This is a genomic window from Thalassospira sp. CA1, from assembly GCF_059052855.1.
On the sequence record NZ_JBZCIA010000001.1, the window covers coordinates 162,792 to 179,078 of the forward strand.

The window sequence follows — 16,287 nt, forward strand, 5'->3', positions numbered from 1 at the left end:
TCGAAACGTTTTTACTGATGGGCCGTCAAACAGACCCGATCAGAAGGGCCGTGCGATCACCATGAAGACGACAACGATCATCAGGATCGTCGGTACTTCATTGAAAATACGATAGAATTTCTGTGACTTGGTATTGGCGTCCGCTTCGAACGCCCGGCGATAACGGGCCATCATCATATGCGCGATGGTCATCAGAACCACACACAGCAGTTTCACGTGAAACCAGCCTTCGGTCATGACGCCCGCCGCATGGATCAGATAGCCTCCAAAAATCCAGGTCGCGATCATTGCCGGGTTCATGATGGCCCGCAAAAGGCGGCGTTCCATCACCTTGAATTTCTCGCTGGCTTCCGAGCCTGGCGCGACTTCGCAGTGATAGACATAAAGCCTTGGCAGATAAAGAAGACCCGCCATCCAGGCAATCACGCTGATGACATGCAGGGATTTGATAATGCTGTAGCTATCCATCTCTCTCTTCTCTGGATGTGACGGTCAGGATCGGCAGGTTAAAGCCCGCGCAAGCGGCGAATTTTTGAAATTTTCCAGACCTTAACAGCAATCAGGCCGATTCAAAAACAGAACCGGCCCGATTGGCGTTGTAACTGTGATCTAGGCCAATTCAGGCCCCGGCAGGTTTGAGCGATGGCTGCTTGGCCACCGCACAGGAATGTTCATCCGGGCACCACCAGCCGCGCGTCTCGACCGTGTAGTCATCCGGGCCTTTTTCATCGAGCTCGTCCTGTGTTTGTTTTACAACCGAAACAAGTCCGGCAATAAACTTCGGATGGGAACAGACCGTGCACACGCGCTCATAGATCGGCACGTGTTTTTCATGCGCCAGTTCACCATATTCGATATCAAGCTCGACCAGGGTTTCCGAATGCTCGGTGACAAAGGCAATCGGCACCACGACGATACCCTTGTTTTCCTTGCCAGCACGCGCGATCTCGTCCTCGGTCGATGGGCCAATCCATTCCATCGGCCCGACCCGGCTTTGATAACAAACGTTCCAGTCCAATCCATCGATCGCCATTTTTTCGACCACGGCGGCCGATGTTTTTTCGATCTGTGACTGATAGGGGTCACCGCGCTTGGTAATCACGGCTTTCGGCACACCATGGGCGGAAAACAGGATGCGCGGCTTATCAATGCCAAGTTCGGTGGCCTTGGCCAGGGCGCGCTCATAGCCCGCCTTGATCATCTCAGCCGATGCTTCGACAAAGCCCGGATTGGTCGGATAACAGCATGCGGTCTTGATCGGGGAGGTCAAGCCAACCTTGGCACAGGCCCTTTTCCAGTCCTTGACCGATGATCCGCTGGTGGTGGTTGAAAACTGCGGATAAAGCGGCAGCAGGATCTGTTCATCTGCCCCCCATGCCTTGACCTCGGCCGCGGTATCATTGGCAAACGGTTTCCAATAGCGCATGGCGATAAAGCAACGGTTTTCATAACCGTCATCTTCGGCATTGAGCGCAATCTGAAGCGCATCGGCCTGTTCCTGGGTCAGTTCCAGAAGCGGCGATTTACCACCGATATGGTCATAAATCTCGCGCGCGATCGGTGCGCGACGACGTGAAATCAGCTTTGCCAGCAAAAAGCGGAACGGATTGGGCAGGCTGATGATCGCCGGATCATTAAACAGGTTGAACAGAAACGGCTCAACAGCTGCCGGACTGTCCGGCCCCCCCAGATTGAAAAGAACAATGGCGCGTTTCTTGCGCGTCGTCTCGGACATTTGGCTATCCTTCATGTCAGATCGTGTCTGGACCGGTTCCCGACAAACCGGGAATGATGTAAACCCGTCGCGCTCCGGCGCCTATTTTGGTCAAACCGGACCCAAGCGCAACAGGCAACGCCCATCATACGCATTGAATTTTTCAATCGATTTGATTGATTTCAAAAATCACAAAATAAAATGCAGCAATTGCCGACATTTACCCTTTGTAATCCCGAATGAAGTCGACCAGCTGGCCAACATGTTCCGGCGGTGTTTCCGGCGTGATGCCATGGCCAAGGTTAAAGATGAACGGCCCTTTGCCCAGGGTATCAAGGATGCGCTTGGTTTCATCAAACATCGGATCACCGCCGGTGATCAGCAACATCGGATCCAGATTGCCCTGTACGGGCCCCAGTTTCTGAAGGTTTTCTGCCACCCAGTCGAGTTTCACCCCACTATCAAGGCCAACCGCGGTCACACCGGTTTTCTGTTTGAAATCGACCAGATGCAAGCCACAGCCACGCGGGAAGCCAATGATCGGCAGATCCGGGTGGACTGCGCGCAAATTGGCAACGATCTGTTTGGTCGGCTCGATCACCCAACGATTAAAGCCGGTCTCGGACAACACCCCGCCCCAGGTTTCAAACAGCTGAATGCATTCTGCACCGGCCTCAACCTGCTTCAGAAGGTACTGCGTGGTTGCCTCGACCAGAATGTCGATCAGTTTGGCAAAACCATCCGGATCGCCATAGGCAAAGCGGCGGATATTCGGGAAGTCCTTCGATCCCTTGCCCTCGACCATGTAGGTCGCAACGGTCCAGGGCGCACCGGCAAAGCCGATCAGTGCTGTGCTGGATGGGATGGCGTGTGAAAGCTTTGAAACCGTCTCATAGATCGGACCAAGCGTGTCATGAATGCCTTCAACTGAAAGCTTGCCAAGGCCTGAAGCATCTCTGATGGCCTCAAGCTGTGGGCCTTCTCCCTGCTTGAAGGCTAAATGCTGTCCAAGTGCCTGCGGTATAACGAGGATGTCGGAGAACAATATCGCCGCATCGAAGTCAAAGCGCCGCAGGGGCTGCAACGTAACTTCGCAAGCAAGATCAGGATTATAGCAAAGATCAAGGAAAGAGCCTGCTTCTGCGCGGGTTGCGCGGTATTCTGGCAAATAGCGGCCAGCTTGGCGCATCAGCCAGATCGGCGGTACCGGAAGAGTTTCTCCGGCAAGGGCACGCAAGAAGGTCTTTTGGGTGTTAGGCATCTGGTTTCCTGTTTCTCTTCCCGATCGCTTTTTTGATCTTTGGCCTGACACGTGGCGTTCGGCCACCCGTCAGAACCGGCTTTGTTATTTCGTGAAATGTGCCCTGGGGCCTTTGCCAAGACGTTTTCCACGTTCTGCCTAACAAAACCTTATTTAATAAAAAAGGATGTTGTTTGTGAGTGGTTCCCTGTGGATAACAGGGATTAAATTTCACGCACAGTTTATTCACATTCCGACTCGGGAAAAATGATTCATCTCAACCGGCCTTGGGGAAAACTGTGTACGACTCCGAACGACTCCCGGACTCTGCCTTGGGAAAAGACGTTTTTGAATAATGGGGATAAGGTGAATAAGTCTGGTTTTTGCAGTCTTATCCCTGTTATTACGGGAAAAATTTGGCACTTATCCCGCTCGGGACAGAGCACTTGAGAAACTTTGTATGAGCGGGAGGATAATTCCTGTGGAAAAAATCGGGCCGGAGTCGCACCCGTTATCCACATTTATCCACAGGGCCGACTCCGATCCGCTAACTTCGGGTTGCGATAAAACTCTTATCCATCCGGTTAGTGATCGGTATTTTGAACAGCCGTAACGTTGTTTGAATAAAGTTAGAAAAATCGTTTGGTCGGCAAAAAGTGGATAAGATTCTGCTTGGGTCGCCAAAAATTGACCAAAGAAACGGACAGGCATGGTCGGGACTGACAAAATTTTCCATCTTCATCTGGTCTCGGACTCAACCGGCGAGACGGTCGATGGCATTGCGCGTGCCTGTGTCGCGCAATTTCCCGATGTCCGTGCTCATGAACATGTCTGGTCACTGATCCGGACCGACGCGCAGCTCGCCCGTGTCTTGGCCGATATCGAACGTAATCCCGGCATCGTTCTTTACACCGTTTTTGACAGCGACATCCGCCGCAAGCTCGAGGAAGGCTGTCGCCGCCTGCAGGTGCCCCACAGTCATGTGCTTGATAATACCGTCACCATGATGGCGGGGTATCTCGGCCAGCAATCGCACGGCCGGACCGGTGCGCTCCATAAAATGGACGAGGAATATTTCAACCGGATCGAGGCGATCGATTACACCCTGACCCATGATGACGGCCAATCGGGCTGGGATCTGGAAGACGCCGATGTGGTGATTGTCGGTGTCTCGCGCACGTCCAAAACCCCGACATCGGTTTATCTGGCCAATCGCGGGATCAAGACCGCCAATATTCCGTTTGTGCCGGGCTGCCCGTTGCCGCCGGAACTTGATCAGCTCAAAAAACCGCTGGTGGTTGGCCTGATCAAGGATGTTGATCAGCTGGTCTCGATCCGTAAAAACCGCCTGCGCCAGATCGAACGCGGCGAGGGCGGCGATTACGTTGATCCGGTCGCAGTCCGCGACGAAGTTCATCAGGCACGGCGATACTTTACCGAACGCGGCTGGAAGATCATTAATGTCACCCGCCGGTCCATCGAAGAAACCGCCGCCATCATTTTATCGACCATGTATGACCGCCGCGGTCATTAAGCTGCACCAACAGGATAAACACATGCCCAGCACCCATCGTCTTATTCTCGCATCCAGCAGCAAGGCCCGCCATGCCATGTTGACCAATGCTGGTGTCAATTGCGAAGCCGTCGCCTCGATGATTGACGAGGACGGCTATAAACAGGCGATGAAGGCCGAGGGTGCGACGGCGGCCGAAGCCGCAGAGACCTTGGCGGAAATGAAGGCGCTGCGCATGTATCGCCAGCAACCCGATGCGATTGTGATTGCCGCTGATCAGATGCTGGAATGCAATGGCATCTGGTTTGACAAGCCGATGGACCGTGACAATACCAGCGCGCAGCTTCTGGCCCTGCGGGGCAAAAGTCACAAGCTTGTTTCGGCGGCTGTTATATATAAGGAAGGCTCGCGCATCTGGGGCACGATTGATACCGCCCATCTGACCGTGCGCAACTTCACCGATGAATGGCTCGAAGAATATCTCGATGCCGCCGGCGAAGAGATTTATCACTGTGTGGGCGGCTATCAGCTTGAAGGCCTTGGCGCGCAGCTGTTTACCGAGGTGCGCGGCGATTACTTCACCGTGCTGGGCATGCCGCTTCTGCCGCTGATTGGCTTCTTGCGCGATCACGGTGTTCTCAAGGCATAATCACAAAAACGCATCAAAAACCCATCTGGCAGGAAACAGCACGCAATGACCTCGCGAAATCCTTATCGCACCCTATCGGGCACATCGCGCCTTGCCGGCGTGATGGGCTGGCCGGTATCGCATTCGAAATCGCCGCGCCTGCATGGCTATTGGCTGGCGAAATACGGCATTGATGGCTGTTATATGCCACTGCCTGTGGAGCCGGAAAACTTCCAGGCCGCCTTGATTTCGTTGCGTAATCTGGGATTTTCCGGGGTTAATGTCACCATTCCGCAAAAGGAAATGGCGATGCCCGAATGTGATGAACTATCCGATCGCGCACGCCGCATCGGGGCGGTCAATACCGTGACCTTTGCCAAGGATGGTCGTCTTCTGGGTGACAATACCGACGGCTTTGGCTTCCTTGAAAACCTGCGTCAGGAAGCACCTGATATCGCCTTTGCCAGCGGTCCGGCGGTGGTGCTTGGGGCAGGCGGGGCGTGCCGTGCGGTTTTGGTCGCCCTGCTGGATGAAGGCTGCCCGGAAATTCGTCTGGCCAACCGGACCCGCAAACGCGCCGAAGACGTCGTGGCCGAAATCAAGGACCCGCGGATCAAGGTGATTGACTGGCCGGTTGCACCTGATGCCCTTGAGGACGCGTCGCTTGTCGTCAATACCACAAGCCTTGGCATGGTCGGCCAGCCCAAGCTTGAGATCGACCTGTCCGGTCTGCCGCAAACCGCCCTTGTCACCGATATTGTCTATGCGCCGCTGATGACCGACCTTTTGGTGCAGGCCAAAGCCCGCGGCAATCCGATTGTTGATGGCCTTGGCATGTTGCTCCATCAGGCACGACCGGGTTTCCATCGCTGGTTCGGGATCGATCCCGAAGTCACCCAAGAACTGCGCGATTTCGTTCTTTCGCCGGATTAAGATCTGAATGGTAATCTTATCATGAAAATTCTTGGGTTAACCGGCTCCATCGGCATGGGCAAATCAACCGCGGCGGCGATGTTTCGTCACCTTGGTGTGCCGGTTCATGATGCCGATGCCACGACCCATGAATTGATGGCACCAGATGGCCTTGCCTTTGACCCGATTGCCAAGGCCTTTCCCGATGTGATCGTTAATGGCCGGATTGATCGGCAGGCATTGGGCAAGATCGCCTTTTCCGATCCGGATGTTCTAAAAACGCTTGAAACCATCCTGCATCCGCTGGTGCGCGCAGCTGAAAACCGGTTTCTTGCTGCCCAGCGTCGTTTGGGGCGTAAGCTGGTCGTTCTCGACATCCCGCTTTTATATGAAACATCCGGTGAAAAGCGCTGTGACCATGTTGCGGTTGTATCGGCCCCGCGGTTTATACAACGCCAGCGTGTTCTTTCGCGAGAAGGGATGACGGAGACAAAATTTTCCGCCATTCTGTCCAAACAGATGCCAGATATCGAAAAGCGAAAGCGCGCTGATTTTATCATCCCGACCGGGTTGGGGCGTGCGGTCACTTTTCAATATATTCAGGGTATTATCGACCAACTCAGTTGATGACTGGATAACGACTACATGCGTGAGATTGTTCTTGATACCGAGACCACCGGCCTTGATCCCTATGCTGACCACAGACTGGTTGAAATCGGCTGTATCGAACTGATCAATCACATGCCCACCGGGCGGCAATATCACCAGTATATCAATCCCCAGCGCCCGATGCCCAAGGAAGCATTCGACGTTCACGGTCTGGGCGATGACTTCCTCAAAGACCAGCCGGTCTTTGCCGAGGTTGCCGATGAGTTCATCGAATTCATTGGCGAGGATTCGGTTCTGGTCATTCACAATGCCAGCTTCGACATGAAGTTCCTCAATGCGGAGCTTGAATGGCTTAACAAGCCGCGCATTGCCATGGAACGCGCCCTTGATACCGTTCAGATGGCGCGCAAGAAATTCCCCGGATCCCCGGTCAGCCTCGATGCGCTGTGTCGTCGGTTCAAGATCGATAACTCAAACCGTACCCTTCACGGCGCACTTCTTGACTCCGACCTTCTTGCCCAGGTCTATCTCGAACTTCTGGGCGGCCGTCAGCATGGCCTGTCGCTTGATCCCAATGCGCTAAACGGTGATCAGGATGAAGATAACGGTGGTCGTCGGGTTCTGGGCCCGCGGGGCAACCGGCTGGAACCAAGGCCGCATGTGATCAGCGAAGAAGAACTTGCCGCCCACCGCGCCTATATCGAGGCCAAAGTCAAAGACGCGCTCTGGCTGACAAGGCAAGATGCCTAGGATGGGAAAACAGCGGTGTCCATCATTGCGGTTTTCCGAACTTACAGTTTCTCAATACGCCAATCGCCTCCTTGCGATGCTGGTTTTGGTCTGTGCGCTGATCACGGCTTTAGGTAATCTTCGCGCCCAGACACTCACTGACGAAAAAGCTCCAGAAAACTCCACGTTTGACGGCACCTACATCATCCATTTGTCTGAAAGCAGCCGGGTTCAGTCATCGGGCCGGCCGGAGCCAGGCTACTTCGATACGCTTGCCATCGAACTGTTTACCAAGGCCGGTCTGGCTGTTGAAATCGTGCCGCAGATGCCCTGGAAACGGCAGATGGAGCTGGCCGGACGCGAAGTCGGCCACGTAATTTACCCCACCACCCGAATTGATTATCGCGAAGATGTCTTCCAATGGGTGGGTCCGGTCAGCCGGACCTTCTGGAACCTGTTTGGCTTTATCGATACCGGTTGGTCGGACATGGCGTTCGAAACGCTTTTGCGCGATGCCCGCATCGGGGTTCTGATGGGATCAGCGCGTGAAGGATATCTTCGTGATCGCGGTGCCAAGCAATTGGTTATGGTGCCGCGTGAAGAACTTCTGTTGCCGATGATGATGGCTGATCGCGTCGATCTGATTGCCATCGGTGGCAATATCCTGCGCCATTATCTTGATAAGGTCCGTGCCGAATATCCCGAGGTCAGCATTCCTGATGTGACTGGTTTCAAGCCCTATCGTACCTGTTATCTCTATATCGCGATCAGTGGTGATGTGCCCCAAAGCGATATCACAAGGCTGCAAACCCAGCTTGATCGCTTCAAAACCGACGGCTTTTTTATTGAAAACCGCCGGATGCACGGGCTTTCGACCAATCTCGACAGTGCGTTTCTCAAGGCGATGCTTGATCTTGATAATAATGGCGTCACCTGTGTTGATCTGACCGACATCGATACCTGAAACCCAACCCTGTCGGGCCACCTTTCCCGGTCTGGCCTGCTTTTCTGGCAAACTTATTGTTGCCGTGACAGCGAAATGCGCGACGGGCGCGGTTGCGCGAAAAGCAATGACACGGCAATATGCCGCGAACATTTCTTTGGGTGACCGGGCTGTTGCAAACAGGTGATATCGAATGGACGATAAAGCCTCGCGTATATGGACCGCGCCGCTTGCATATTGTCTTGGTCGATGAGTCATAAGAAACCAAATAAGCGACGCCGCACCGTCACGGATGACGAAAAGACCCTGTGGGAGGTCTTTACCCGTGACGTCAAACCTTTGCGCAAGAAAAGGCGCAAGGCCGGCGATGACGTGGTCGCGTCTGATGATGACATCCACACCAGCGATACCGCGATTACCTTGCCCGATAATCTTGGCGAAAAACTTGAACAGTCCGAACAAAGCCGGGCTGCGCGCAATTTGCCGTCGGCCCGCCATGCCGACCGTGGCCCAAAGATCAAAAAACAGAACCTTTCTGAACTGAAACCCGGTGTCACCGACGGGATTGATCGATCGACTGCCAACAAATTCCAAAAGGGCAAGATGTCGATCGACGGGCGCATTGACCTGCATGGCATGACCCAGGAAGTCGCCCATAATGCGCTCAATGCCTTTATCGAGGATAGCTGGCGGGCCGGAAAACGTTGCGTTCTCGTAATCACTGGCAAGGGATCGCGGGCCGACGAATATGGCCGTACCGGTCTTTTGCGCGAACGCACCCCGCAATGGCTGAGTGCGCCAAACCTGCGCAATCGCATCCTTGCCATTCATCAGGCCCAGATCCAGCACGGTGGCGCCGGGGCCTTTTATGTCTTGTTGAAACGGAGACGCCGGTGACACCTTTTGGCAATCGCATCCGGGAACTCCGTGCGCGCAACAACGTGACGCTGACCGATATGGCAACAGCACTTCAGCTGTCACCGGCCTATCTGTCCGCGCTTGAACACGGTCATCGCGGGCGGCCCAGCCCCGGTCTGGTGCAGCAAATCTGCGGTTATTTCAATCTGGTCTGGGACGAGGTTGATGACGTCAAACGTCTGGCCCAGCTCTCGCATCCGAAAATCACCGTCGATACCGCCGGACTGGAACCCCAAGCCACCGAACTGGCCAACCTGCTGTCGGAACGCATCGCCGGCCTGAGCGAGGATCAGCTCAACCGGATGCTTGAAATTGTGCGCGAACAGCATCGCTCTTCGTGAAACAGGATTTCCCGAACGCCTTTTAAGTTGAAACGTAACCATTGAATTTAATCCAAGGGTTACAATATCCAAACGTGCCGCGCTGATTATTTTGCGCCGCACAAAGTCCAGGCGTGTCACCACACCAACAATAAAAGGCAATTGATACGATATCGTATCAATCCAGAACCTGCGCGCCCCGGGAGTTGGAAGAACGCATATTTGGCGGCCTCGCATTCCACAATGCACGGGGCTTTACATGTTTGCGAATATTCAGATTGGCAAGAAGCTTGCGATTTCTCTGATCCCACCTTTGTTGGGACTTGTTGTTCTGTCCGGCGTCATTATTTCCGACCGCTATCGGGAAATGGATGAACTTGGCAAAATTGGCGGCTTGACCGAACTTGCGGTTCAGATCGGCGCAACCGTACACGAATTGCAAAAGGAACGGGGCGCATCGGCGGGCTTTATCGGCTCCAAAGGTGAACAGTTCGGACCACAACTTGCCGATCAGCGCAACTTGTCGGACGCCCGCATTCAGTCTTTGCGCAATGCGTTAAACGACTTTGATCTTTCCGCCTATGACCCGGGTCTGGCAGAGCAGGTTGGCGTCTTTGTCGGGCTGCTTGATACCGTGCCCCAGACACGCGCCAAGGTTTATGCGCTGGATATCGAACTTGGCGAGGCGGTTCGGTTCTATACCTCGATCATTTCCGGCATGCTCTCGACCGTCAATGTCATGAGCACAATCAGCAACGATCCCGAACTGGTCCGCTCAATCGCGGCCTTTAATGATTTCATGCAGGCCAAGGAACGTGGTGGGCTTGAGCGCGCCACAGGTGCGGCCGGGTTTGGTATGGGCAAGTTCGAACCCAACCTTTATCGCCGATTTGTCGAGCTGATCACGCTTCAAAACGCTTATCTTTCTGTGTTTGAAGAAATGGCCGCACCAGAGATCAGGGAATTTTACGACCGCGCGATGCAGGATCCGGCGATTGCGGCGGTCAACAAGTTGCGCGATGTGGCGCTCAGTTACCCGGTAACCGGAACCACCAATGGCATTGCGGGGACGGACTGGTTTGCGACCATCACGGTAAAGATTAATATTTACAAGATGATAGAAGACCATATTGCCCAAAGCCTGGTCACCCTCTCGGCGCAAAAGCTCTCTGAAGCGCAGCTTTATTTTTATGGCACATTGGCCGGTTTGCTGATCATTATCGCACTTGCATGCACATTGGTTGTCATCGTCGGTCGAGATATTTCTGCGCCGATCCGCGCCATGACCAAAACCATGAGTGATCTGACCGCAGGTGACCTGTCGGTCAAGGTGTCCGGGGCCGCACGCGGGGATGAGGTCGGGGCCATGGCCCGTTCGGTGCAGTTTTTCCGCGACAGCCTTGTCGAGAATAGGGAAATGGCCGCCCAAAGTGAAAAGGAACAAGCCGCCCGATTTGCCCGTGCTGAAAAAGTCAGCCGGCTGGCCGAACGGTTTGAGGCCAGGATCAACGAATTGCTGGGTGATATCGGCCAGTCGACTGATGGTTTGCGCACCACATCTTCAGACATGACATCGGCCATCGACAAGACCCGCGAAAAGGCCCGCCTGGTGGCAGATGACGCCAAATCAGCATCCGAAAATGTGTCCGCGGTTTCATCGGCAACCGAACAGCTGGCCAATTCGATCCTTGAGATTTCCCGACAGATCTCTGCGTCGTCGGACAATGCGACCGCCGCGGCCGACGAGGCCCGCGAGGCCGAAGTCATTGCAACGGCGCTGAAAGAAGGTGCTGAAAAGATCGGCGAGGTGATCGGTCTGATCCGCGATATCGCCGAACAGACCAATCTTTTGGCGCTTAATGCGACAATCGAAGCCGCCCGTGCCGGTGAGGCCGGCAAGGGATTTGCCGTGGTCGCCAACGAGGTCAAAAACCTTGCGACCCAGACATCGCGTGCAACCGACGAAATTTCCGAACAAATGGGCAATCTGCAGGACGCGACAGAACGCGCGGTTGATGCCTTTTCCCGGATTGGCGAAAAAATCGGCCAGATTGATGCGACCTCGTCCTCGTTGGCAGCCGCGGTCAATGAACAGGAAGCCGCAACCTCGGAAATTGCCAATAATATTGATCGTGCCTCGCAAGGCACGACCGAGGTTTCGGGCAATGTTGCCGGTATCCGCGAGGCGACCGACAATGCCGGCGAGGCCGCCGATCACGTTATCGTCGCCTGTGATCAGGTTGCCAATGTCGCGACCAGCCTGCGCAAGGAAGTGGCCGATTTCCTTCAGTCCGTGCGCGAAGCCCAGACAGTTTGATGCAAAAGCATCGATGACAAAGGACACGGGATTCTGGCTCAAACCAGGCTTCGACCAGCGGAATGCGGTCGGTCGCCGGGGGCGAGATGTGATATTTTCGTATCAATGGCTGCAAAATTGCCCGGTTCTTTCGAATCACGGTTTGACTATTGCGATTTTCAAGGGTATCAATCGGGGGTGTTTCGATCCAGAAACATGAAAAGACCTGCCTTTCTTGCAACTCCAAGGTTTCGAACCGTCCGCACGCCCCAGCAAAAGCCTGAGCGCCTTGCCTGACGGTCAACCGCACATTCTCTTTTCTATCTCCATAAAATCTTCGCCCTTTCGGCAACCACAGATCATTAAACGCACATATGCATCTTCAGGACCTTAAAAAGAAATCTCCGACCGAGCTGCTTGCTCTGTCTGATGAACTCGAAATCGAAAACGCCAGCACGCTCCGCAAGCAGGAGCTGATGTTCGCGATCCTCAAGCAGTTGGCCGAGAACGACCACGCCATCTTTGGCGAAGGCGTTCTTGAAGTTCTGCCCGATGGTTTCGGCTTCCTGCGCAGCCCCGAGGCAAACTACCTTGCCGGCCCTGACGACATTTATGTCAGTCCGAGCCAGGTGCGGCGTTTTAGCTTGCGAACTGGCGACACCGTTGAAGGCCAGATCCGCTCGCCGAAAGAAGGCGAGCGTTATTTCGCCCTGCTCAAGGTTGATAAGGTCAATTTCGATGCGCCGGAAAAAGTCCGTCAGCGCGTTAATTTCGATAACCTGACCCCGCTCTATCCTGATGAGCCGCTCAAGATGGAGCGTCAATCCGATCAGGAAGGTGCCAACAAGGACACCACCAACCGCGTGATCGAACTGGTTTCGCCGCTTGGTAAAGGTCAGCGTGCCCTGATCGTCGCACCGCCGCGCACCGGTAAAACCGTGATGCTGCAAAACATTGCGCACGCGATCGAGGAAAACCACCCGGAAGCCTATCTGATCGTTCTTCTGATTGATGAACGTCCGGAAGAAGTGACCGACATGGACCGTTCGGTAAAAGGCGAAGTCATTTCCTCGACCTTCGATGAACCGGCCCAGCGTCACGTTCAGGTCACCGAAATGGTTCTGGAAAAGGCCAAACGTCTGGTCGAACACAAGCATGATGTTGTCATCCTGCTGGACTCGATCACCCGTCTGGCACGTGCTTACAACACCGTGGTGCCGAGCTCGGGCAAGGTCCTGACCGGTGGTGTTGATGCCAACGCGCTGCAACGCCCGAAACGTTTCTTCGGTGCGGCCCGTAACATCGAAGAGGGCGGCTCTCTGACCATCATCGCGACCGCCCTGATCGATACCGGTTCGCGCATGGACGAGGTCATCTTTGAAGAATTCAAGGGTACCGGTAACTCCGAGCTTATCCTGGATCGCAAACTGTCTGACAAACGTATCTTCCCGGCGATTGATATCCTCAAATCGGGTACCCGTAAGGAAGAGCTTCTCGTCGACAAGAGCGTTCTGTCCAAGATGTGGGTGCTGCGTCGTATCCTCAACCCGATGGGTCCGCAGGACGCGATGGAATTCCTGCTTGGCAAGCTCAAGGGCACCAAGAACAACGACGACTTCTTCGATTCCATGAACGGCTAAAGCCGCGCGGGCCTGCTTGGGCCTGTGACAGGGATCGTCAAATGATGAATGGGGCCCGGTTGGGCCCCGTTTTTTATTTCAATATCGAAATAACCGTTAAACAACCTCTATCCAAGGGCCAGTGTCACCTCTGCCAGGTCACTCCCCAGTTTCTGACGATCCACACGGGCATCACCTGGATCGATGGAAAAATTGTCGTCGCTCAGATGAATGCCGATATGGCAGGTGCCGTAATTGAGCGTAATCGCCAGTGTGTTGGCAGCCGTGATTTCGCACACCACCGTTTCACCGGCCTCGATCCGGTTGGGCGGGGCGCTTTGCCAGCCATCCTTGGGGGCAAGGGCGCTCAGATGCAGCGGGGTCTCGGCGTTTTCATTCCACAAGGTCAGTTTCAGGCGCATTTCCTGTGACATTTTTGGCGTCTCCCGCTTGATGGTAGAGAAATCAGTCTATCCTGTTTGCCGCTGTTTTTCACGGCTCTGCATGATTTTCACAGGCGTTGGCTGCATGAAGGCTTGAAACCACGCAAAAGCCGTGGGACTCTACGCAACCCGTTCACGATTATATCGCGCTTTATGCAGCTTCTACTCAAATCCGTCGATTTCGCCGCCCGTGCCCATCGCGACCAGCGTCGCAAAGGGGCCGCCCAGGAACCCTATATCAATCATCCGATCGAGGTTTCCCGCCTGATTGTCGAATGCGAACCGGGGACCGGCGAGGATATTCTCTGTGCCGCCGTTCTGCATGACGTGATCGAGGATTGCGGCGCGACCCGCGATGAAATCGCCGCCTGTTTTAACGACATCATTGCCGACATCGTGCTCGAAGTCAGTGATGACAAGGCCCTGCCAAGGGACGAGCGCAAGGCAAAACAGATCGATACCGCCCCAAGCCTGACCAACGGTGCCAAGCTTGTGCGACTGGCCGACAAGGTCGCCAATGTCGGTGCGATGCTGACCGACACGCCGGTTGGCTGGGATGAAAGACAGATCCTGGACTATGTCGACTGGGCCGAAGCCGTCATCGCCCCCTGCCGCGAAGTCAGCGAAGGCCTTTCAGAGCGCTTCGACGCCATCGCGCGTGATGTACGGACTTTCCACCAGAGCGAACTGAAAGAGGCAGGGAAATAACCCTGCCTCGATCCGGAAATCTATCAATGTATCAGGGCATTGAACGCCGTGATCAGACTGTAAAGACGATCGAACCGTTGGTTTTGCGGCTTTCAAGGTCGTCATGCGCCTTTGCAGCATCGGCAAGCGGGTAGGTCGCGGTGATATCAATCGTGACAATGCCCGATTTCAAAACATCAAACAGCTCATTCGCACTGGCCAGCAGCTCTTCGCGGGTGGCGTTGTACTGGAAGATGCTCGGCCGGGTCAGGAAATAGGCTCCCGGGGCAAGCTGGGCCAGCGATACCGGCGGCACCGCACCCGATGACTGACCAAAACTCACCATCATGCCAAGCCGTTTGAGGCATTTAAGCGAATCCTCGAACGTGTCCTTACCAACCGAATCGTAAACAACTTCAACGCCTTGGCCATTGGTGATTTCCTTGACCCGCTCTGAGACGACCTCGTCGCGATAGAGGATCGGATAGTCACAGCCCTTGGCCTTGGCGATGTCGGCCTTTTCCTTGGAACCGACCGTCCCGATTACGGTCGCCCCCAGATGCTTGGCCCACTGACACACAATCTGGCCAACGCCACCAGCCGCCGCGTGGATCAGGATGGTGTCGCCCTTTTTGACGTTATAGGTCCGGCGCAGAAGATACTGTGCTGTCATGCCCTGAAGCATGGCGGCCGCGGCCAGCTCAAAGCTGACATCATCGGGGATCTTGACCAGACCCTTGGCCGGCATCACGCGCGCCTCGGCATAGGCACCAAGTGGCTGTGCGGCATAGGCCACGCGATCGCCCACGGCCAGATCCGTCACACCGGGACCAACTTCCTCAATGATACCAGCACCCTCAAGACCAAGGCCGGACGGCATGCTCGGTGCCGGATAAACGCCGGAGCGGAAATAAATATCGATATAGTTCAGGCCAACGGCCTTTTGCGCCAGGCGGACTTCGCCTTCGCCCGGAGTACCGACGTCGACGTCTTCAAATTTCAGGACATCACTGCCGCCGGTCTCGTAAAATCGGAATGCTTTGGTCATGGAAGACCTCCCATCTTTGCGTTTTCCAACGCCTGTTTCGTTAATGGGAGGAGTGTAGGTTAATCGCGATTGCTTTGCAGCACAGGATTGGAAGAATTCCATCCGAAACGACGTGATTAATCAATCCGATCGGGCAACCCTTTGCCGTTGTTCCACCAGCGATTGGGGTTGTCACTTTGCGGATTGTAGGCGGCGCGACTTGCCCAGTCCTCACGGACAAAGATCACCGGTTCCTCGTAGTGATGCGCATAGATGATCGCGTCCATGACTTTGGCGAGCGCCTTCTGGTCGCGATCAATCGAGATTTTGAGCTCGACCATCGGGTAGGTCTCAGTCGAACCGGCCGCAAATCCGTCAACATGTGTTGTGGTGGTCGATCCCGGTTCTGGCTGCGCGGTTTCTTTTCCCACTGCGGAAATGCTCGCATTGCGCTGATACCGTCCAAAGCCAAGCGGATGGACCTTCATAACTTCGTCAAGAATGCGATCCGTATCTTCGGGCAATGTCTGCACCTCGATGGTGAAAACCGGCACAAGTGTCCCGGATTTGGCGGTGTATCCTTGCAGGCTGTCCATCATGGCTCTCCAGTTGTTCACTTTATGTTCTATGCAACCGCATGGATTAATGCAATAGTGAACAGACCAAAAGCCCAATGCCCATAACCCGGA

17 protein-coding genes are annotated in these 16,287 nt (G+C 54.7%); 11 read left to right on the forward strand and 6 right to left on the reverse strand.

The features are described 5' to 3' along the window. Positions 1-39: 39 nt before the first annotated feature. From hemJ to hemE, 3 genes are all read right to left on the reverse strand, one after another. Positions 40-468, reverse strand: coding sequence for a protoporphyrinogen oxidase HemJ (gene hemJ / locus AC5Q5A_RS00815; protein WP_493893999.1), 429 nt, complete (start codon positions 466-468; stop codon positions 40-42). A gap of 151 nt (positions 469-619) precedes the next feature. Further along, positions 620-1,735 (reverse strand): ferrochelatase, encoded by a 1,116-nt coding sequence (gene hemH, locus AC5Q5A_RS00820; protein ID WP_493894000.1) that lies wholly within the window; start codon positions 1,733-1,735, stop codon positions 620-622. Positions 1,736-1,934: 199 nt separating this feature from the next. Further along, a complete protein-coding gene (gene hemE / locus AC5Q5A_RS00825) occupies positions 1,935-2,975 on the reverse strand; it encodes a uroporphyrinogen decarboxylase (RefSeq protein ID WP_064780232.1) in 1,041 nt (346 codons plus the stop codon). Positions 2,976-3,663: 688 nt separating this feature from the next. Between hemE and AC5Q5A_RS00830 the strand changes: the two genes are divergently transcribed. The 10 genes from AC5Q5A_RS00830 to rho all read left to right on the forward strand — a co-directional run bounded on the left by AC5Q5A_RS00830 (position 3,664) and on the right by rho (position 13,462). Continuing rightward, positions 3,664-4,488 (forward strand): pyruvate, water dikinase regulatory protein, encoded by an 825-nt coding sequence (locus AC5Q5A_RS00830; RefSeq protein WP_008888770.1) that lies wholly within the window; start codon positions 3,664-3,666, stop codon positions 4,486-4,488. A 22-nt stretch (positions 4,489-4,510) separates the two neighbouring features. Further along, positions 4,511-5,116 carry a Maf family protein gene (locus AC5Q5A_RS00835; protein ID WP_493894001.1) on the forward strand — a complete coding sequence of 202 codons (606 nt, stop codon included), beginning with the start codon at positions 4,511-4,513 and terminating at the stop codon, positions 5,114-5,116. Positions 5,117-5,161: 45 nt separating this feature from the next. Next, complete coding sequence (locus tag AC5Q5A_RS00840; protein WP_493894002.1) at positions 5,162-6,028, forward strand: shikimate dehydrogenase; 867 nt, start codon at positions 5,162-5,164, stop codon at positions 6,026-6,028. A 21-nt stretch (positions 6,029-6,049) separates the two neighbouring features. Then, a complete protein-coding gene (gene coaE / locus AC5Q5A_RS00845; RefSeq protein WP_493894003.1) occupies positions 6,050-6,634 on the forward strand; it encodes a dephospho-CoA kinase in 585 nt (194 codons plus the stop codon). Between the two features lie 18 nt (positions 6,635-6,652). Further along, positions 6,653-7,366 (forward strand): DNA polymerase III subunit epsilon, encoded by a 714-nt coding sequence (gene dnaQ, locus AC5Q5A_RS00850; RefSeq protein ID WP_493894004.1) that lies wholly within the window; start codon positions 6,653-6,655, stop codon positions 7,364-7,366. Positions 7,367-7,391: 25 nt separating this feature from the next. Beyond that, entirely contained in the window at positions 7,392-8,309 is a 918-nt protein-coding gene (locus tag AC5Q5A_RS00855; protein WP_493894005.1) for a substrate-binding periplasmic protein, read from the forward strand. Positions 8,310-8,537: 228 nt separating this feature from the next. Continuing rightward, complete coding sequence (locus AC5Q5A_RS00860) at positions 8,538-9,185, forward strand: Smr/MutS family protein (RefSeq protein WP_493894006.1); 648 nt, start codon at positions 8,538-8,540, stop codon at positions 9,183-9,185. Next, complete coding sequence (locus AC5Q5A_RS00865) at positions 9,182-9,547, forward strand: helix-turn-helix domain-containing protein (protein WP_008888763.1); 366 nt, start codon at positions 9,182-9,184, stop codon at positions 9,545-9,547. The genes AC5Q5A_RS00860 and AC5Q5A_RS00865 overlap by 4 nt, the downstream gene beginning before the upstream one ends. A gap of 238 nt (positions 9,548-9,785) precedes the next feature. Next, positions 9,786-11,843, forward strand: a complete 2,058-nt coding sequence (locus AC5Q5A_RS00870) for a methyl-accepting chemotaxis protein (RefSeq protein ID WP_493894007.1) — start codon at positions 9,786-9,788, stop codon at positions 11,841-11,843. A 353-nt stretch (positions 11,844-12,196) separates the two neighbouring features. Further along, entirely contained in the window at positions 12,197-13,462 is a 1,266-nt protein-coding gene (gene rho, locus AC5Q5A_RS00875) for a transcription termination factor Rho (RefSeq protein WP_008888761.1), read from the forward strand. A gap of 107 nt (positions 13,463-13,569) precedes the next feature. Here rho and AC5Q5A_RS00880 read toward each other — a convergent pair whose 3' ends face one another. After that, a complete protein-coding gene (locus AC5Q5A_RS00880) occupies positions 13,570-13,875 on the reverse strand; it encodes a hypothetical protein (protein ID WP_493894008.1) in 306 nt (101 codons plus the stop codon). 162 nt (positions 13,876-14,037) lie between these two features. On the opposite strand from AC5Q5A_RS00880, the gene AC5Q5A_RS00885 reads away from it, so the two are divergent. Continuing rightward, a complete protein-coding gene (locus AC5Q5A_RS00885) occupies positions 14,038-14,592 on the forward strand; it encodes an HD domain-containing protein (protein ID WP_493894009.1) in 555 nt (184 codons plus the stop codon). A gap of 52 nt (positions 14,593-14,644) precedes the next feature. Here the strand turns inward: AC5Q5A_RS00885 and AC5Q5A_RS00890 are convergent, their stop codons facing one another. Then, on the reverse strand, positions 14,645-15,619 hold the full coding sequence (locus AC5Q5A_RS00890) for a quinone oxidoreductase family protein (protein ID WP_493894010.1): 975 nt from the start codon (positions 15,617-15,619) through the stop codon (positions 14,645-14,647). A 116-nt stretch (positions 15,620-15,735) separates the two neighbouring features. Then, positions 15,736-16,215, reverse strand: coding sequence for a hypothetical protein (locus AC5Q5A_RS00895; RefSeq protein WP_338184606.1), 480 nt, complete (start codon positions 16,213-16,215; stop codon positions 15,736-15,738). Positions 16,216-16,287: the final 72 nt, after the last annotated feature.